The sequence below is a fragment of the Rhizobium sp. LC145 genome, assembly GCF_001005825.1.
Taxonomy (GTDB): domain Bacteria; phylum Pseudomonadota; class Alphaproteobacteria; order Rhizobiales; family Rhizobiaceae; genus Neorhizobium.
Genome location: NZ_LBHV01000017.1, coordinates 1 through 19,086, shown reverse-complemented (window position 1 = coordinate 19,086; position 19,086 = coordinate 1). Strand labels below are relative to the sequence as shown.

At 58.6% G+C, this 19,086-nt stretch carries 15 protein-coding genes; 7 read left to right on the top strand and 8 right to left on the bottom strand.

Annotated elements, in window-relative coordinates; all coding sequences use genetic code 11:
* Positions 1 to 8 precede the first annotated feature (8 nt).
* The 5 genes from YH62_RS27245 to YH62_RS27225 all read right to left on the bottom strand — a co-directional run bounded on the left by YH62_RS27245 (position 9) and on the right by YH62_RS27225 (position 5,216).
* A complete protein-coding gene (locus YH62_RS27245) occupies positions 9 to 1,139 on the bottom strand; it encodes a glycosyltransferase (protein ID WP_137326802.1) in 1,131 nt (376 codons plus the stop codon).
* 156 nt (positions 1,140 to 1,295) lie between these two features.
* Positions 1,296 to 1,988: a class I SAM-dependent methyltransferase gene (locus YH62_RS27240; RefSeq protein ID WP_046797468.1), complete on the bottom strand. Its 693-nt coding sequence runs from the start codon at positions 1,986 to 1,988 to the stop codon at positions 1,296 to 1,298.
* A gap of 290 nt (positions 1,989 to 2,278) precedes the next feature.
* A complete protein-coding gene (locus YH62_RS27235) occupies positions 2,279 to 2,581 on the bottom strand; it encodes a hypothetical protein (protein ID WP_046797467.1) in 303 nt (100 codons plus the stop codon).
* A 126-nt stretch (positions 2,582 to 2,707) separates the two neighbouring features.
* On the bottom strand, positions 2,708 to 3,952 hold the full coding sequence (locus YH62_RS27230; protein WP_348625794.1) for a polysaccharide biosynthesis/export family protein: 1,245 nt from the start codon (positions 3,950 to 3,952) through the stop codon (positions 2,708 to 2,710).
* A gap of 136 nt (positions 3,953 to 4,088) precedes the next feature.
* Complete coding sequence (locus YH62_RS27225) at positions 4,089 to 5,216, bottom strand: glycosyltransferase (protein ID WP_245282222.1); 1,128 nt, start codon at positions 5,214 to 5,216, stop codon at positions 4,089 to 4,091.
* A 280-nt stretch (positions 5,217 to 5,496) separates the two neighbouring features.
* Between YH62_RS27225 and YH62_RS27220 the strand changes: the two genes are divergently transcribed.
* The 4 genes from YH62_RS27220 to YH62_RS27205 all read left to right on the top strand — a co-directional run bounded on the left by YH62_RS27220 (position 5,497) and on the right by YH62_RS27205 (position 11,113).
* Positions 5,497 to 6,219, top strand: a complete 723-nt coding sequence (locus tag YH62_RS27220) for a sugar transferase (protein ID WP_137326801.1) — start codon at positions 5,497 to 5,499, stop codon at positions 6,217 to 6,219.
* 114 nt (positions 6,220 to 6,333) lie between these two features.
* Positions 6,334 to 8,364: a glycosyltransferase gene (locus tag YH62_RS27215; protein ID WP_046797465.1), complete on the top strand. Its 2,031-nt coding sequence runs from the start codon at positions 6,334 to 6,336 to the stop codon at positions 8,362 to 8,364.
* Between the two features lie 56 nt (positions 8,365 to 8,420).
* Positions 8,421 to 10,028 carry a Wzz/FepE/Etk N-terminal domain-containing protein gene (locus YH62_RS27210; RefSeq protein WP_245282221.1) on the top strand — a complete coding sequence of 536 codons (1,608 nt, stop codon included), beginning with the start codon at positions 8,421 to 8,423 and terminating at the stop codon, positions 10,026 to 10,028.
* The gene (locus tag YH62_RS27205; protein WP_082118543.1) at positions 10,025 to 11,113 is read left to right on the top strand and encodes a glycosyltransferase; all 1,089 of its coding nucleotides are present in this window, start codon (positions 10,025 to 10,027) and stop codon (positions 11,111 to 11,113) included. Before YH62_RS27210 ends, YH62_RS27205 begins: the two co-directional genes overlap by 4 nt.
* A gap of 2 nt (positions 11,114 to 11,115) precedes the next feature.
* Here the strand turns inward: YH62_RS27205 and YH62_RS27200 are convergent, their stop codons facing one another.
* A complete protein-coding gene (locus YH62_RS27200; RefSeq protein ID WP_046797463.1) occupies positions 11,116 to 12,555 on the bottom strand; it encodes an oligosaccharide flippase family protein in 1,440 nt (479 codons plus the stop codon).
* 157 nt (positions 12,556 to 12,712) lie between these two features.
* Positions 12,713 to 14,677: a hydrolase gene (locus YH62_RS27195; protein ID WP_046797462.1), complete on the bottom strand. Its 1,965-nt coding sequence runs from the start codon at positions 14,675 to 14,677 to the stop codon at positions 12,713 to 12,715.
* Between the two features lie 294 nt (positions 14,678 to 14,971).
* Here YH62_RS27195 and YH62_RS27190 point away from each other — a divergent pair, with 294 nt between their 5' ends.
* Together YH62_RS27190 and YH62_RS27185 are read left to right on the top strand one after the other, a co-directional pair.
* A complete protein-coding gene (locus YH62_RS27190) occupies positions 14,972 to 16,312 on the top strand; it encodes an NAD(P)-binding protein (protein ID WP_046797461.1) in 1,341 nt (446 codons plus the stop codon).
* A 79-nt stretch (positions 16,313 to 16,391) separates the two neighbouring features.
* Positions 16,392 to 17,474, top strand: a complete 1,083-nt coding sequence (locus YH62_RS27185; protein ID WP_046797460.1) for a glycosyltransferase family 4 protein — start codon at positions 16,392 to 16,394, stop codon at positions 17,472 to 17,474.
* 831 nt (positions 17,475 to 18,305) lie between these two features.
* Here YH62_RS27185 and YH62_RS27175 read toward each other — a convergent pair.
* Positions 18,306 to 18,506, bottom strand: coding sequence for an exopolysaccharide production repressor protein (locus YH62_RS27175; RefSeq protein ID WP_170986343.1), 201 nt, complete (start codon positions 18,504 to 18,506; stop codon positions 18,306 to 18,308).
* 492 nt (positions 18,507 to 18,998) lie between these two features.
* Here YH62_RS27175 and YH62_RS29800 point away from each other — a divergent pair.
* On the top strand, positions 18,999 to 19,086 hold an 88-nt coding region (locus YH62_RS29800; protein WP_156177008.1), incomplete at its 3' end, for a sugar phosphate nucleotidyltransferase.

Sequence of the window (19,086 nt, the reverse complement as noted above, 5' to 3'; positions counted from 1 at the left end):
TTGGCAGACTACGCGTTCACGGCACTTCGCAAGGCCTGTGCGTGAACCTCGACAACACGTTCCTCGCTGTAGCGGTCGATAAAATCCCTGCGAAAATCCGCATGCGCCCGTTCCGCCGCCAGATGATCGCAGTAGTAAAGCATCCCCTCGGAAAGGCCTTCGACGCTGTTCGCAGGCACGAGGCGGCCAAGGCGGTCATCGACGAGAATGTCGCTTGGCCCGAATTCGCAATCGGTTGCCACCACCGGCAAGCCAAACCGCAGCGCCTCGCAGATGGCAAGCGACCACCCCTCCCAGCGGGAACTCGATACGTATACGTCGCTGGCGAGGAGCACAGGTTGAGGGCTATCCGGGTGATGCTCCAGATCAACCAGACCCTGAAGGCCAAGACGCGCGATCTCCGCGCGCAGAGCCGCCTCCTCCTCGCCGTGGCCGACAATCTTCAGCCTGACATTCGGGCGCTGTCTGCAAAGCCGTTCAAAGGCAGCGAGCAGGATGTCCTGTCCCTTCTGAAACGAGAAGCGTCCGACGTTGACGAAGGTGACGCGGCCGGCTTCGCTGCCAGCGTGTGAAGCGCCATTCTCGAACTTTCGAACCGGGTTCGGAACCCAATATTGCGGCCTCGTGCTGTTGAACAATGCCTTGAAGTCCTCGAGCTGACGCGGGGAAGTACCGAACACGGATGATACCCGCGGCAGAAAGAACGCCTTCATCAACAGGAAGAGCAGCTTCGCCTTCAAGTGGCTGCGCTCGAAACGCGGATTGCCATGCAGATGAACCGCAAATTTGCGGCGCATGCCGATGCAGGATGCCATGCAGATGACCGCCGGCTCGATCTGCGGCACCACGACGAGATCGTAGTCCTTGCTGCCGATGATCCGCCGCAGGTTCCTCATCAAGCCGATGCGACCGGACGCGACGCTGTCAATCACGGTATACTTGCGATCACCTGCAGGTCTGTTCTTGTGGACCGAGACATAAAGCACATCCACCTCGAACTCGTCCGGATACCGCTCGGAAAGACCGCAGCATATGGTATCGACAACTCGCTCAATCCCGGCGAACGTGGTCGTTCCCGGCTGAATATAGAGAAGCTTGAGCCGATGGCGCCTGCCTACGCCGGCTGGGACTGTTGTCATTTGCAGGCAACCTTTCCCTTTTTTAGATAGAAACCGTGTCTGCCTTACTCGCCAACTCGGGCGGACCTTCCGGGGAGCTTTCCATAAGCTTTGCAGGGGCCTACCGGCAGGCCGGATTGCACCCAAATGTCTCAGGATGGCCGGCGAGCAACGCGGCTACTCGGCCAGAACCAGAAGCGAATAGCCTCCCAAAAGGCGGACGGCGAAATCGGCATTGACCGAATAGAGCGCGCGCCGGGGCATCTTCATCAGCCGGCTGCTGAAAGCCTGGTTCGGCAGCTCGAGCCGACTTGCCGTGTATTGATAATCGATGATCTCGTAGCCGCAGCTCGTCAGTGTCGCCAACGCCGTATCCTTGAAGAAATAATGGAGATGGCCGACATTGGCCCGCAGCCCCATTATGGGCCAGGCACGCAGCACCGACTGGACCGACAGATCAAGAGGAATGTGGAAGATCTTATACTTCCCCCGGTCCTTCAAAGCCTTCAGAAATTTGATGTAGTCCTCGACATGCTCGATAACGTCGGCAATGACGATGATATCGAAGCTGACCGCATCCTCCTCCAGAAGATCCTTCAGGTGAAAGCTCACCGAGGTAGGCTGCTTCCTGCTTGCGCGATCGTAGGCATGGGGGGAGATCTCGTATCCGGACAAGCGGGATTCCGGAAAAGCCTTCTCCAAGTTCAGCAATATCTCTCCCGTTCCACAGCCGATCTCGCAAATCGTCTCGAACGACAAGCCATTCTTGCGGATTATATTGGCGATATGCTTGGCCTTCCAGGGGGAGTCTTCTTCATGCCAAGTCGGGTTGCGCTCGGCATACAGATCACCCTCATAGATTTCCTTCATGATGGGCCACCCGCTCAGTTGGATTTAGCTAAAGATTTTCACGCTACCGCAACATTTGTCCAGTACAAAATTGCTGCACCTGCGAAAATAAGGGAAGGTCATATCAATAATACTAGCAGGAATCCCGCCCCCGCTGAACGTAGTTTTTCCCGGCGGCAGATGAAAATTGATATTGCCTTCAGGTTGCGGCTTTGCTCGGGCCTGGCCTCAACTGGTCCGGGCCTGCTCCCTTTCTCTCTTTCAGGGAACGGGAGACGCTTTGTTAGGAGCACCTCGGGGGTGCCCGATACTTATACCGGCCCTTTGTCGCTGATGTTTCGAGCTATCTTGATGGCTGTACGCTTCTTTTCAATCGCTTGCCTGCGTACAAACATGACGTAAAAAAAAGCGTGGGTTGCTGCGCACCCCGCTTCAAGCGATGCCACAAGTAAAAATGACCAGAACGCGATGGTCGGCAGGCTATATCCAAGACCAATGCCCGTGAGAGCAAAAACAAAAACGACTAGGATGACGATCAGGGTGAATATTAGAATAGGCAGACGTATCGCGCAGAAGGCGCCTATGATGAAGGAAATGACCAAAGCCCACGTCATCAGCGCCCTTTGACCGTATCTGCCACCAAAATTGGCTTGTAAATAATAACGCTAACATGCGTGAAAGGTTCACCGCAAGCTGGTTTCGTTAAAATCTTGGTGATTTTGCTCAGGTTGAAGAGTTATCTACTGCGTTCCTGAACTTCCTCCGGTGGCCTGCGCCGGAACGATCTTCTCGAGCCTTTCGACGCTGATGACATCCCCTGGAGCGACCGCATCATTGTCACTCACCACCATCATCGTGATGGCGCCGCCGACATTTCGGGTGATGACGGTGGCGAAAGCCGGTTCGTCTTCCACCGCCAGCGCCGAAAGCGCGGCCGGGGCACGCATTTCCAGATGCGCCAGAAGACCACGTGCGGTTTTTGCCTTTTCGACATTGGCAGCCAGCCGATCCCGCAGGTCGGCTGCTTCGGTCAACGCCTCAAGCCTGTATTTTTCGCGAACGTCGGTCATGTCCTGATCAAGTTTCGCAAGGTCTTGCTGCGTCTTGACGATCGCCATCGAGACATCGAGATTTCGGCTTTCGAGGTCAGCGACGTTCTGGTTGGCTCCCAATTGCCGGGAGGAGAGGGTAAGCCCCTGTGCGACCAGCTTGTTTACCGAATCCAGGTCCTTGGTGGCCAGATCGATCTGTTTGGTCAGCGAGGCTTCCTTGAGCTTAAGCGTCTCGAGCTGGTTCGTGGCAAGCACCTTGGATTGCGCGAGGGATTCGACTTCGGTCTGCATGGAGCGGACACGCGTCGCGAAAAGCGCCTGCTCGTCCTGCATCATCCGCACCACGACCGGCTCCCGGCTCCGGGACGTCAAATCCGCGGGAAACGTGACTTTCTGCTCTCCGTTCAAAAATGCATCGACCCGCGCCTGCCGCGCCATAAGGCCCAGGCGCTCCATCTCGAGCTCGCGAAGATCGCCGCGGTTGACGAGCGCATCACGCTGGAGCCCCATCAGGCTTTGATCGGATTCCCCGAGCCCCCCGGCCATGCTGAGAGCCTGTATCACCGTGAGCCCAGGGACATAATTGTACTTGCCCGGGTTGGACACCAGTCCGGTGACGAAGAAGGGCCGGTATGTCGAAATCTCGACGGAGGCTGTCGGGCGTTTCTGAAGCCCGACCTGCCTTTGAAGCTGTTCGCCGATAATTCCCGACACCTCGTCCAGAGTCTTGCCGGCAACCGGGACCGTTCCGATAATGGGAAGCGACAGAGTGCCGGCGGGCGAGACCGTGAATTCACCGGTCAAGGGAACCCATTCGAATGCCACGCCGGCGCTCGGACGCCACTCGAAGACACGAATCTTGAGCACGTCCTGGGCACCCAGAACGTATTCGTCTGCGCGCGCGGGATCCGACAGGATCGACAAGGCAAACACGGCAGCCGCCAACACTCTAACGACACCGTGCCAGCGCCGCAAAAGACTTCCAGTAGCCGCCCTCCCAAGCCAGCTCCTACATCCAGAACGCTTCGGCAACATGGACTTAACTCCCCGGCTGTGTTCTGTCGATGTATCAGGCGATCTGAATGTTCCTGGTCTCATCCCAGTCGGATTCTCGCAAAACCACACGGTTTGCGAAGGACCTGAACTTCTCGACGAAGACTCCCGTTCTGAATTCCGACGCCCGAGCCACGGCATCGGCGGGATTGAAGTCCATCCGTTCGAGACGCTCTACGGAGTCGATCACGGCCTCGACGGATTGGATAGGGAAGAAAACCCCTGTCTTGCCGCCGATCACCGTCTCGGTCGCACCGCCGCGCCCGTAAGCAACCACCGGCCGGCCGCTCGCCATCGCCTCGACGGGCACAATGCCGAAGTCCTCCTCACCGGGGAAGACCAGCGCCCTGCACCGCGCATAGTGATGCTTCAGAACCTCAAAAGGCTGCGGTCCCTTGATCGTCACCGTCGGCCCGGCGATCCTGCGAATGCGCTCGAGCATCTCGCCGCCGCCGATCACGACCAGCTTTGCCTTCATGCGATTGAAGGCTTCGATCGCGAGATCGGGACGTTTGTAGCCGACCAGTTCGCCAACCATGAGATAGTAGTCTTCGAGCTCGCCGGTCGGCACGGGCCGGAATGCCTGCGTGTCCACGGGCGGGTGGATGACCTCGGACTCGCGGCGATAGTAGCTCTTGATCCTGTGGGCGACCGTCGCCGAGTTTGCCACAAAATCATCGACCCTGCTCGCGGTTCCGACGTCCCATGTACGCATGTAGTGCGCCAGCGGCGGCATCATCAGCCGCGTAAACATCCCGGAAGCCTCATAGTACTTGTTGTACATGTTCCAGATGTAGCGCATCGGCGAATGGCAATAGCAGATATGTGGCGTCGGGGAGGCTGGGATAACGCCTTTGGCGGGCCCGGATTCGCTGCTGATGACCAGGTCGTAAGCGCTCAGATCGAGCTGCTCCAGCGCCATCGGCATCAGTGGAAGATACTTTTTATAGAGCCGCTTTGCGTAAGGCAGCGTGTCGATGAAGGTCGTATGGACGCGGTGTCTCTTGATCGTCGCGGAGACCGCTGTCGGGTCGTAGACGTGCGTGTAGATGTCCGCATTCGGATAGATGTTGCAGAGGGCCTCGAGGACTTTTTCGCCCCCTCGCATTCCCACCAGCCAGTAATGCACAATCGCGACGCGCATGCAGCACACTCGACAACCAGAGAGATGACTTACAATCAAGCAATAAATTCGCCTCTCTTCTTTCGCAAAGAAGAGATCATAAAGTTCTATCCGCGACTTAGGTACCCCAAGTCCCGCCCTTTTCCGGCAATACTCAAGCGTGTTGTACAGCTCTCCTTTATACTGCGCCGCAATAAGACTATTGTCAAACGATTTACCAATTGCTAACGTGTTTTTGCATGCTGCGATGAATTATCTGCCCCTATCCATTCAACTTTTCTTTAAGTACGGGAGCACGCAGATGAGTGACATTCATGTCCGTCGTAATCTCAATGCAATTGAAGGGGGCGGAATCAGAAGCGACGAAGCGTCAAGGCATTTCGCACAACTCAGCAGCGAAGCCTCCAGGGGCCTTTCGCGATATTTCAGATATACAATTGACACGAGTATTGCCCTGATTGGCCTGCTTGTTTTGGCCCCGCTGATCGTCATGGTCGTCGCACTGCTGTTTGCCGTGCAAGGACGCCCGATTTTCGTGGCCCACCGGCGTATCGGCAAAAATGGGGTGATGTTTCCGTGCCTGAAGTTCCGGACGATGGTGGCAGACGCCGAAGACGTCCTGCGCCGTCATCTTGCGGCCAATCCATCCGAGAGAGCTGAATGGTCGGCAAGCCGGAAGCTGAAGAACGACCCCCGGATTACACCCTTCGGCGCACTGCTTCGCAAAAGCAGCATCGACGAAATCCCCCAACTCCTCAATGTCCTTCTGGGGCACATGAGCATCGTTGGGCCGCGCCCCATCGTTCCCAGCGAAGCAGAACTCTACGGTCCCTATTTTGTCGATTACATTCAGGTTCGCCCCGGATTGACCGGCCTTTGGCAAATCAGCGGCCGCAACGATGTCAGTTACAACCAACGTATCGAACTCGATGTTCGTTACGTTCGCGAACGAAGCCTCTGGCGAGACATCGTCATCATGTTCAAGACCATTCCTGCCGTCCTGCGGGCACACGGCAGCTACTGACGGTTCGATCGATCTTACGTTAGCCGGGCGCCGGGAGCGTCAGCGCGAAACGAATGGGTTCCGGGGCGCGGCCTTCCGAGCCCTGTAACGGTGAGCGGGCAGGAAAGGAGGCGCATGAGGGTTACCGAGAATTGGGCGATCAATGGCCGGTTCCTGACTCAGTCCACGACCGGGGTGCAACGCTATGCCGCCAATGTCGTCAAAGCGATCGATCGTGCTTTGACCCACGACACGGGATTGCCGATCATCGCACCAGCCGAGGCATCCAATCCGACCCTCGCCCGAATACCCGTGATCCAACGCGGTCCTCTGCAAGGCCACGCCTGGGAACAGATCACCTTGCCGGCGAAATGGCGAGGGCCGTTGCTCAACCTTTGCAATACGGCGCCCGCCCTGAAAGCGGATCAGATCGTCTGCATCCATGACGCCAACATCTTTGCGGCACCCCAAAGCTATAGCCGCGCCTTTCGTACCTACTATGCCCATCTGCAGCCGATTCTGGCTCGCCGGTCGAGGCGTATCGCGACCGTCTCCCATGCTTCCGCCCGGCAGCTCGCCCGCTATCTCCCGATCCGATTGGACGATATCACGATCCTGCCGAACGGGCACGAGCACGTTCTCGACTGGAATCCGGCTCTTGCGACGCTTGCACCGGACGTTGTCGACGCTATCCACGCAAGGGGACGGCAGTATGTCCTGGCGCTGGGCTCCCGCGCCCAGCACAAGAACCTCGAGCTGTTGATCAGGGCGGCCAAAGCGCTAGACGGATTGGGAATAGATGTCGTCATTGCCGGCGGCGGTGCCGGGATATTCAATGCCGATCTGCTGGAGCAGCGATCAAACGTGCATCTGCCCGGCCGCGTTTCGGACGACGACCTCGCCCATTTACTCCAGAATGCTCTCTGCCTCGCATTTCCGTCCTTCACCGAAGGCTTCGGATTGCCGATCATCGAAGCGATGGCTCTCGGCTGTCCAGTCGTGGCGTCGAATTGCGCCAGCATGCCCGAAGTATGCGGACCAGCGGCACTGATGGCATCTCCGGTCGAGATCGATCAATGGATCGCGCACATCAAGGCACTGAAGCAATCGCCAACACTCGGCGGCGAATTGCGCGAGCAAGGTCTCGAACAGGTCCGGAACTTCTCCTGGTCCCATACTGCGGCCGGCTATCTGGAACTGCTTGAACAACCCGCCAGACAGCTTTCGTCGAAGATGCCAAAGAGATTGGCCACGCTCCGGACTGCCGTCGTCATTGCCACACGCGGTCGCCCCGATGTCGTGACGGCGACGGTACGCCATCTGCTCGACACCCAGACCCTCAAGCCACACACCGTCATCGTCTCCTGTGTCGACATCGCGGATGCGGGCAGCCTTGCTTCGGATTCACGCGTGAAAGTGGTTACTGGCAAACCCGGGCTGACCGCTCAGCGCAACAAGGCGCTCGCAAGTCTGCCTCCCGCCACCGATATTGTGGTCTTCTTCGATGATGATTTTGTCCCCCACCCGGCTTGGCTTTGCGCGGCTGCAGCGGCATTTGCCGACGAGGTGCGCCTGGTCGGCTTTACCGGACGTGTGATCGCCGACGGGATCAAAGGACCTGGAATACAGTTCCACGATGCCGTTCGGCTGATCGACGGGGCGCCGGCGACCGATTCAACGTGGCATCACCCCTACAGCCCGTATGGCTGCAACATGGCTTTTCGCGTTTCCGCCATCGGCGAGGCACGTTTCGATGAGCGCTTGGTTCTCTACGGCTGGCTCGAAGACCGCGACTTCGCCGCAGCCCTGGCAAAGCAAGGGGGACTGTTCGTGAGATCCCAGGAGGCAATCGGCGTGCATATGGGAGCGAAGGTCGGCCGCGTCAGCGGTGAACGCCTCGGATACTCACAGATCGTCAATCCCCTCTACATGCTGCGCAAAGGCACGATGACGCGCCGCCAAGTGGCGGATCAGGTCCTTCGCAACACAGCCAGCAACCTCGGACGGCTGCTTTGGCCGGAACCATTCATCGACCGGCGCGGCCGGTTGAAAGGCAATTTCATTGGTATCGCTGACGTGTTGCGCGGGCACCTCGAGCCCGAACGGGCGGCTTTACTCACTGCGAAACAGGATTTTTCGACAGCAGCCAAGGGTAAAGCCATATGACGTTCAACAGCCCTGGTCCACTCGAACGCGCTTCCCGGCTTTGGCATCTGGGCCCAATGCCTCCAGAGAGTGCCGCCGATGGTCCCCTCGCCCTGCTTCGGATTGCCTGTTCACTGGCCTGGCGGAACAAGATCCGGCTCATCACATGCACCACAGCCGGCATGCTCCTGGCCTTCTTCTATGCGCAATCCCTTCCGCGCACCTATACCGCGACGGCGACCCTTCTGCTTGAACCGCGACAACTCGCCTATATCGGCTACGATGCGACCATGCAGCAAAGCCTCGACCTGAACAGTGCCGAGAGCGAGCTGCAGATCGTTCGATCGGAGCGCCTCCTCTCGGCAGTGTTCGACAGTCTGAACCTTCAGGATGATCCGGAACTCGGCCCCCAGGGGTTGAGCCTCCTGGAACGCATCATCGCCCCTCTCCAGGATTTCGTTCGGAGCCTGATGGACGACGACCTGACAACGCTCGACAAAACCTCAAGAGACACCGCCGACAAGAGCCTCAACAGCGCCGGGGAAAATGCTCGCCGTGTCGCTTTCTCGAACTTCGTTAAACGACTCAGCGCGCGGCGCGTCGGGCAATCCTACGTCGTCGAGATCGACTACTCGTCATCCAACCCGGAGCGCCCGGCGAAAATCGCCAATGCGACGGTGTCCGGCTACATTCTCCAATCGGTCGCTTTTAAGGAACAGATGGCACGCGCCGGCAGCGAGACGCTGCAAGGGCGGCTCGATGCCCTTGCAGCACAGGTCGCGGCCGCTCAGGAAGCAATGAAGAACGGCACACTGCCGGCCGTGGCAACCCCGGATGCGGATGGACGCATCATCGGTGCCGCACTGCCGCCGCTCAGCCCTTCAAGCCCGCGCACGTCGCTCATCACGGCGCTCGGAGGGCTTCTGGGGCTTATTTTCGGCATGTCGACCATTGCCCTGAGCGTTGCTTTCGATCGCAAGGTGCGCAGCGCAAAGACGCTGACGCAGGAAACGGGCATATCGTGCCTGGCCACCGTGCCCGAAAGCCGGGACAGAACCAGCCCCGTCCTGCATATGGATAGCAAGTCGCACCGGCAATACGCGGCCGCCATTCGCGACCTCAGAACCTCGATCGACATCTCATGCGCTTCACAACGACGCGAGCGCAATATCGTCATCGGGCTCGTCGGCGCGCGGACCAGTTCCGGCACGTCTACCCTATGCCTCAGCCTTGCCCAGTTAGTGAGCCGAAGCGGTCGTCACGTAACGCTCTTCCGATCCGCCGTGGAAATGCCGGGCGATAGCCCAAATCCACCCTCGGCCTCCCTAGCCGACGTCGCCGTCGCGAACCTGCAACTCGACCAGATATCCTTCGGCAACATCGGCGGGATAGAGGTTCTTCCGATCCAGTCGAAAGATCTGCAGACAAACATCTTTGCCGATTTTCGACATCCACGTATTTCGCGCATCATCGAAGCTGCCCGGCTCAAAGGAGATGTCATTCTCGATCTGCCCGCCCTCGACACCTCGATGGACGCACTCGCTCTCGCTTTTCACGCGGATGCCATACTGGTCATTGCCAGGGCCGCTCGAACTGCCATCGAGGATGTCAAGGACGCGCATCAGCAACTGCGCCGGGCCGGGGCAACGGTTATCGGCACCGTCATCAACCGGGCGAGGTCATGAAGCCGCGGCACGACCCTTCCGCGTTGCTCAACAGGGCTTCCGCTGATGCGGCGCCTGCAAGTGGGGAGGGTGCGAAGAGAACAAGCGGCACACCCAAGCTGGCCGTCATCGTTTCTTGCTACAACTACGCCCGGTATGTCGGGAGGGCGATCCGCAGCGTCCAGTCGCAACAATGCGAGGTCTGCGAGCTTGTCGTCATCGATGACGGCTCCACCGACGGTTCCTGGGAGGCCATCGCGGAGACGGGCGCACGGGCATATCGCATCGAAAACGGCGGGCAAAGGGCGGCCTGCCTTTACGGCCTCAAGCAGACCGAAGCACCTTTCGTGCTATTCCTCGATGCCGATGACGAACTTCTGCCGGGGTCTCTCGAGATCATCGTTGCGAGGCTCGATGGAGGCGTTGCAAAACTCCAGTTTCCTCTGAAGAGGATAAACTGCGACGGGCAAATTATCAGCGGGCCTGTGCCTGAGCTTCAGGCATTTCGGGGAAGGCAGCTCGCAAGGCGCGTTCTGCAGACCGGCGCCTATGCCACCCCACCCACATCGGGCAACGTATTCAGGCGCGACGTGTGCTCCCTGCTCGAGGAGGTCGACTACGACAAAGCCGTCGACGGCGTCATTTTGTTCGCCGCCCCCTTCTTTGGAGACGTGGTGAGTCTTTCCGAGGAGCTCGGCCTTTACCGTGTGCATGATAGCAACGATTCCGGTTTCGGGGACCAGCTTAACCCTCAGTCGCTGCGGCGTGACCTCCATCGGTTCGTCGATCGAATGGAGCATCTGCGGCAAATCCTGACCAGGTCCGGGCAGGCCTCGGACCTCGTTCGTGCGGAGAAGTCCTATTTCTATCTGGAGCGTCGCTTCTATCTTTCGGTCGTGGAAAACGAACCGGTCGGACCAGGCAGGCTCGGCCAATTGCTGGCGCGGCTCTGGGGCGATGATCACCCCGTCAAGACGAAGACTGCGATGACGGCGTTCTTCATCATCACCTGCCTGCTTCCGAACGAACGCGCTCGCCGGGGTCTGGCCTATCGTCTGGGCCCGGGAACGCGTTCTATGCGCGGTCTCCTTCAGGCACTGATCTGAGACTATCGCCGATCGATCAACTCCAGCCGCCCTCGTCCCGCCTCGAGCCGGATTCCAAGCGCAAACAGCGTACCGAAATAGCTTGCCGCCCCGATCGCCGCCACCACGGCGAGCTCCAACATCACGTGAAGGCCATATGCCGCCAATTCCTCCCGCAGCCAGATAACGACGATGGTCATGACGCAGGCGGAAAAGACTATCTTCCAGAGCTTTTGGAGCTGCTGCCATATCCCCAATCCCAATATCTGCTGCGCCTCCCTGAGGTAGAACGCAAACATCACGAACGACAACAGAATGCGGGCGAAGCAGGCGCCGCTGACGGAAAATTGGCTGAAGCCGATCGAGATCAGAGGGACCCGCATGCCAAGATCGATTGCGTTCAGTTTGAAGACGATCTCCGGGCGATCCAGCGCAAGACCGGCAGAATAAAGCGTCTGGAAATAAGGAATGGGGATGACGGAAAGAGCAAGCAGGCTCAAATAGAAGGCTGCATCCCGCCACTGCGGCCCAAGCAGGATTTCGGTGACGAGATCGGCGGTCAGGGCAATCCCCAAAGACGTTGGGACCGAGATCAGCATGGCAAAGCGCGCCGCCTTGAGGAAGGCGAACTTCATCCGCTGTTCATCGGCGCTGATCTGGGAAAAGGCGGCCATGACCGGCTGCAGTGCCGGGCCGATGATGCTTTGAGTGGGAACTACCGCCATGTCGTTGGCAACCACATAACGCCCGAGCATCGCGTTGTTGCCGGTCGCGCCGATCAGGAAACGATCAAATTGCCAGTTCAGCGCCGAGATCAGCTGCGCCGAGCTGAACCAACCCACAAAACCGGCGAAGTCCGGCAGGCGCTTCAGCGAGAGCTTCGGTCGGTAAGGCGCGATGACATAGGAGATCAGAGTGGCCATGACGGCACTCGTGACGAAATTTGTGACGAGCGCCCAATAGGCGCCACCGAAAAACACCGTAGCGACCGCGGCGGCAAAGGCGCAGAGCTTGCTCGTAATTTCCATAAGAAACGTGGGGCGGAAATCGAGGTCGCGGGCAAAGCAAACGATCGCGGGACTTATGAAACCCTTGACGACGGGGGCAACAGCCATGACCGCAATCACTGGCGCCAGCAAAGGATTGCCGTTGATCAGGGAATAGGGCCAGATGGCGGCAAGAAGGACCAGGCCGATCGCCGCGCTTCGCAAGACGCCCAGAGTAAAGCCTGTATCCAGGTGCGTCTTGTCGACGGAAGCAAGCCGCACGAGTGCCTGGGTGACCGGAACCTCCAATACGGTGTCGACCACCACGACGAGCGCCATGGCGAGCGCCACGAGCCCGAATTCCTCAGGCAGGAGAAGACGTGCGAGTATCAATAAGGTGAAAAAATCGATCAGGCGGCCGACGAAGCGAGAAAAAACAAGCCAACCGGCACCTTTGAGAGCTGCCCAAGCAAGCATGGAGACACCGATCCCTTTTACAGCCACGTCTGCGGCTGTTTATCCTAAGTCCGGAATGCCATGGCGGCTAAAGGGCACATATGCATCAACCACCGTGAAAATCCCCGATAGTTCCGCACCTGCTGTTTCTCCTCAAGCGGCAGGTGCTCCCCGTTCGTCAAAGATTGATCCGCGCTGAAACGCTGCGCAGAACATGTGCCATCTCCACGGCGCGCAACAGAGCCGGCTTCAAGCGAGGAAAGTCCCGTGCAATTGCTCCCTCGCGCCACAGGTGGGACTTCACCGCAATCAGCTGATGGCCGATGCTGGCTTGCTGCGCCTGGCCTACGATCGGCACCAGATCGGGGCGCCCGAAATCCACGGATCGAGGGCCCACTCCGAGGACGACCATGTCCTCTTCGGTCGGGTTGATGATCGCTTGCTTCAGCCTCAACCAGGCGCAATCGGCCTCCCGGAGGATGTTCGCGCCGCTTCTCAGCTCGTCGATATATTGCAGCGCGCCCGCCAACAGCGGATTGCCCTTGGCTGGGTCGAGCTTGCCGTAACCTATCTCACCGCAGTTTCCGACAACCGTTCCATCCTCCGCCATGCTCAGATAATTGACCGAGGGAACCGTGGGTTCGAACAGGCTTTCGATGATTTGCCAATATCGCAAGACCACCGTTCTCACCTTGAACGGGTTGTAGAACCGGTCTTCCACGACCAAGCCTGCGACCTTGGAAAAATGGTCTTCGCTCAGCCCCTTGTAATTGCAGCGCGCAAACTGCACCGTTTCGAGGTCACGGTCAGGTAGTCCGGCCGACAACAGCCTCTGGGTACTGCCATAAAGGCCCGTATCGCAGAGAATGATCCGCTTCGCTTCATCGGCAATCTGCTGTAGATGGATCTTGAGAAGGTCATTTTGGCTGCGGATGTCCTGATCGACGTCGCGTCCGGCATCGGTGTCAAGCAGCGCGAAAAAGCGGCCCGCTTCGAATTTCTGCCGCCAGATCGCCGGAAAGTCATACCGCCCGCCGCCGAGTGCATTTCCCACCGCTGCAAAACTTGCCCCGCCGAACTCGCGCGCCAGCTCATCGAGCACGACCGAGCTTCTCATTCCGATTGCCGCCCGGGCCGCAATTAGTCGCGAGATCAAGATGTTTTCGCGCTTTATCGGTAGCGACAGTCCGAACGAAGCCTGAAATCGCTCGAACGCTTCCCTAATCCCGATGCCGCCGCGGGCGCAGAAAACGATTGCGGAGTTGCGATCGCTGGCTGCCTGCTGGAAATAAAGCCAGAGAAGAAGGCAAAACTCCGCAACGATCGGGCCAAATACGCTTCTGCCGAATGATACCGGATCACCGATGGGCGGGATCGAATTCCGCCGGGCAACTCTGCGCTTCGCCTGCCGTATGGTTTCCGTCAGAGCTCCGTCCGCACGCGACAGAAGATGTTTGAAAGCCGCTTTCGGCAGGTGGACCGCTTGAATTCCCATGCGGTTAGGAACGAGGCTATCGGCCGACGGGTCGTCGCCGATATGCAGGACCCGGTCTGCGGAGACGCCTTCGGCCTCCAGAACCTTCAGAAACAGCTTGCCCTGTCTTTTGCTCGCCTGCAGATCAGCGCTGGAGTAGACCCTGTCGATAAGCCCCGGACCATGAAAATAGTCGATCAGCTCGGCGACCTTCCCGCCCGGAAGGCCGGTATCGCTGACCGCGACCACCTTCACTCCCGCTTCCCGTTGGCACCTCAACATCATGGCTAGATCGCCGTTTGCAAAAAGCGCATGCTTTTCTATGGCGATTTCGATTTCCAGCCGCCGGTCGATCAAAGCTTGCGGGAGGCCAAGAATTGCAAGCTGTCGGCTGATGACGTCCGCGAGGCGCACCTCGCCAGCCCCGCATCCCGCATTCAGCGCGCGATAGGCAAACCGTTCCGCAAGCAGCCTAGCGCGAACAAGCTCATACGGGTGGATGAAAGAGCCTGCATTTTGCAGGAAGCGCGCGAATTGCTCCTCGCCGGCCACAATCCGGGATCGTAGAGACCGCCCATGCCGCAGCAGCAAGGTATCGAACACATCCGTGGTTATCAGATGGACATGAGGGAGAGGCCGCTTGAGATCATCGAGGCTTCGTCGCAGCATCAGACACTCCCTCGCACCGTCACTTTGTCGCCGCCCTGATGTCGATGTAAACTTACCATCGGGAGAGAACGCCGCCCGTCCAATTTCGTTTCAAACAAAAGCAACGCCACCCATAAATATAACAAAGCGGCGCGAAGGCCATCAAGTTAAATTTTTTTGACAATGTCATAATAATTGAACAAAATATAAGCACATCTAGTCTGTTCTGACTAATTTTTAGAATAAATGGAAAGTGTCGACTTTTAAAAACAGAGCGCTACTCTGAATTTACTAGCTCTAACGATGGAGGTCTTCATGAATGACTCAGGCCGTCGGACCCCGCATCAAACCAGTCCCGTTATGGAATATGACGTCATTATACTTGGAGCTGGCGTGAGCGGTCTGGTCGCGGCCTCGGTCCTCATCGACCAGGGATATCGCCATATTCTGGTGGTGGACGAATATGACCGGATCGGCGGCAACCATATCCACTGGTCCTCGGATGACTATACCTTCGACGTCGGCAGCCTCATTTTTCAGGATGACTCACCGCTGCTGGCGCATTTTCCTGAGCTTCTTCCATTGTATGTGCCGATAGAGCCCGAGTGGGGGCGACTGAACCCTCAGGGAGTGATCACAAACTATCCGATTTCCGTTCGCGACGACATCATCCGCGCCGGCGGGCTGGGAATGATCCGCATCATGGCCTCCGTGCTCTATGCCCGCCTCTTCCAACGCCGGATGCGGAACGCCAAGGAATTCTCGCGTTACTGGATCGGTGGATACCTGCTCTGGCACTCGGGGCTGGAGTCTTACATGAAGCGATTTTACGGGATCGCTCCGGAAAAGATCGATATCGAACTGGCGAAGAAGCGCATGCAGTGGATCAGCGAGCATGCCTCGTTGGGCAATCTCGTACGCCGGCTCCTCCCTTCGAAGGCTTCAGGCGTGCGGAACAGACAACTGGCCCGCCCAAAGGCCGGCTTCGCCCGTCTCTACGATCCGGCACGGGAGCACCTGGAGCAGCGCGGGGTCCATTTCGAATTGGGCGCGCAGATGAAGTCCATCGAAAAGGTTCATGGCCAGTTCCATCTCCATCTGAGCGATCGCGTTCTTGCAACTCCCAAACTGATCTCAACGATACCGCTCGAGCAAACGCAAAGCCTATGCGCGCTGGAGCAGCAGCACCGTCTTGAAACGATCACGCTGATCAGCCTCTACTTCAGCTTTTCCGGGGAGCGCGGTTTCCGGCAATCCATCATCTACAATTTTTCTCATGATGGGGCGTGGAAACGGCTTACCGTCTACTCCGACTTCTATGGGCGCGCGAATGGCAGGGAGTATTTTGCGGCAGAGGTCATCGCCGATCATGTTGGCGGCTCGATCGCGAATGCGGAGACCGATTTCCGCGAACATGTGCGCGCCAACCGGTTGTTTCGTGGCGATCTGAAACTTGAGGGTAGCCAGGTCCTCACCAACGCCTACCCCATCTATCGGCAAGGCGCCGCGCAGCACGCAGCCGACGCCATCAAGACGCTTCGCGCGTTTGGCATCGAATCCTTCGGGCGCCATGGCGGCTTCAACTATCTGCCCACCGCCCGCGCCACCACGCTGGATGCGGAGGCCGCGCTCGACTTCAAACGGACACCCCAGTAGCCCCCACCGCCCTTGCGGCTCGGAAATGCAGCCGCACGGGCGGGTTCTCATCGCCAGCCAGAACCAATAGGGAAGCTCAATGCGGATAATGCATATTCTCAACCACACCCAACGCCTGAACGGCAATGTTCACGCAGCCGTCGATCTGGCATGCGCCCAGGCAAAGATGGGCCATGAGGTTTGCGTCGTAAGCGGCGGCGGCGATTTCGACGCGCTTCTTCACAGGAACAGGATCAAGACATTCTTTCTGGATCAACAGAGAAAGCCGGTGCCCCTGCTGAAATCTCTGCCGGCGCTGCTTGGTCAAATGCGCGGCTGGAAGCCGGACGTCGTGCATGCGCACATGATGACGAGTGCGGTCCTCTCCTTTCCGCTATGCAAGGTAGGCGCCATTCCCCTGGTCACGACGGTGCACAACGAATTCGAGAAAAGCGCTAGCCTGATGGGCCTTGGCACGCGCGTCATTGCCGTCAGCGAGGCAGTCGGGGCTTCCATGCGGCGTCGCGGCGTGGCGGAGAGCAAACTGCGGATTGTCCTCAACGGGACGATCGGATCGGCACGGTTCGAAGGGCGCGACCGTTCGCCCGCGGACCTTTCGCATCCCGGCATCCTTTTCGTCGGCGGGCTTCACCCCCGCAAGGGTCTGCCCGATCTCCTGGAGGCCTTCCGTCTCGCACATTCTCGACACCCTGAGGCGCGTCTGTATATCGCAGGCGGCGGCCCCTTCGAGGCCGCCTACCGGCAACTGGCCTCCGATACAGGATGTGCTGAGGCCATTACTTTCGTCGGTGCCGTCGACGACCCCTTTCCCCTGATGGCGGGAGCGGACATTTTCGTTCTGCCGTCGCATGCCGACCCAGCGCCACTCGTCCTTTCCGAGGCACGCGAAGCGGGATGCGCGATCATCGGGACCGATATCGACGGCATTCCTCAACTGCTGGAATTCGGCGCTGCCGGAATTCTGGTTCCGCCCCGGGACCCGCAGGCATTGGCCGGAGCTCTCTGCGATCTTCTGGCGAGTTCCGAGCAAATTCGCATGTGGCGGGAACGCAGCCAGGTGCGCATAGAACATCTTGCGATCGATCGCGTAGCTCGCGAGACCGTGGAGGTCTATCTTTCCGCCCTTCCGAAGGGATCTAAAGCCACCGCGGTGGCGTCCTGAAAGACAGGCGCTTCTAACCGGAGGCCGCTGGCCGCGGCCGAGCCGGCGCTTCATAACCGATCCGGCATGCGGATCGGCGTAATGGAACAGCGCGGTTGCACGCACCGCGCCCGCGTCGACCGGTTCGTTGGTGTGAATACTGCGGTACCCCCAGAACAGGTAGAGATTGTCGGGTACCATCGGCACGCGCTTTATCCGCTTCTCCTCAACGAAACGCGTGCGCAGGAGCCGCTGCGTGGCCCAGTTGTCCAGAATGACCTTGTCGACGAGGTTGAAAAAATAGTTCCCCCTGATCCCGCGCGTACTCGGAATGATCAGGAAGTCACCCCGCTGGCCGTGAGCCGGGATCTCCACCGGAACGAGCGCGGTGATGGCGTGGAATCGTAATGGAATGACAAGGAATGCTTCGAGACGCTTTCGCCCGTCAGGCAACGCAAGACCTGATGGAAGCGAACCTCGGGCGCCGGCCCGCCAAATCCGATGGAGCAGAGACGGGGGCGCCCGGAACTGGGCCAGGTCGGCCAGCACATCCAGTCCGGTCCCGGTCAGTTGATCGCGATTGAGCGAAACGGTTTGATGTCCGGCGGAAGCAATAGCTGATGCCACGAAGCTGCGCAGCCCGCGAAGGTCTTCTTCCGTCAAGAAAGATGGCAAGCAGAAAAATCCTTCGGCATCAATTCGCCGGGCGATATTTTGCGCATCGCTCTCCGACAGGGCCGACAACCAGGATCTCGCATTCGCAAGAAAAGACATGCTAGATCGATCCTCTGATCATCAAGGTTTGTGGCCTCTTGGTTATGTTTTTACCCCAAGGCGGCAAACCGGTTCGAGCTATTTCGATCTATCCTTGTGCTCTGCCCAGACCATGTAGACGATGCCTGCGAAATAGCCGACCTGCAGAAGGAGGAAGCAGCTGAGCGTATAGACGAGCGCCGTCCATCCATTTCCATCATACAGGTAGGTAACGATACCGAAGGCTACGGAGGCGATCGTAGTCTGCGCCAGAGCCGCCGGCGCGGACAGCAGTTTCACGCACCTCTTCAGCACCGGCCCCATTGCAGGAACGCCCCTCATTGCGCTTGCTCGACATCGCTGGCTGCCATGGCGGTCGATGTCCGCACATCTGGTGCAACCCCCTTGCCCGCCTCTCTTCGCAAAGCCGGGCTTCGGAAGAAGGTAACCTCGCGAGGGGTGATAGAAAACATTATATCGGACGACGTACGCCTTTCTGATGAAGGAGCTACACCATCAGGCGTATCTGTCGGCCTTGCTGGAATTTACCTCATGTTTGTGGTAACGCGGCCGGCCTGTTCGTGGCGACGTCGCATTTTCTGACAGTTTCTTCTGGAACGTCTGGTTCTTTTGCTTTTTAGCTACTTGCCTTTTCCTCACAAGATTGCTTTTGTTTTGTGCAGCGCAAAATTCCGCCGGGGAGCTTATTATTCGAGTTGGTAACCCGTGCGCTACAGGGTCGCGTCACCAAGCATCGTAATGCTTTGCAACGAATGAATTGGAGATCGTGAGTTGAGCACCAGGATCATTCCCGTCATCATGGCCGGCGGCAAGGGCACGAGGCTCTGGCCCCTATCGCGCGCCAGCGCGCCGAAGCAGT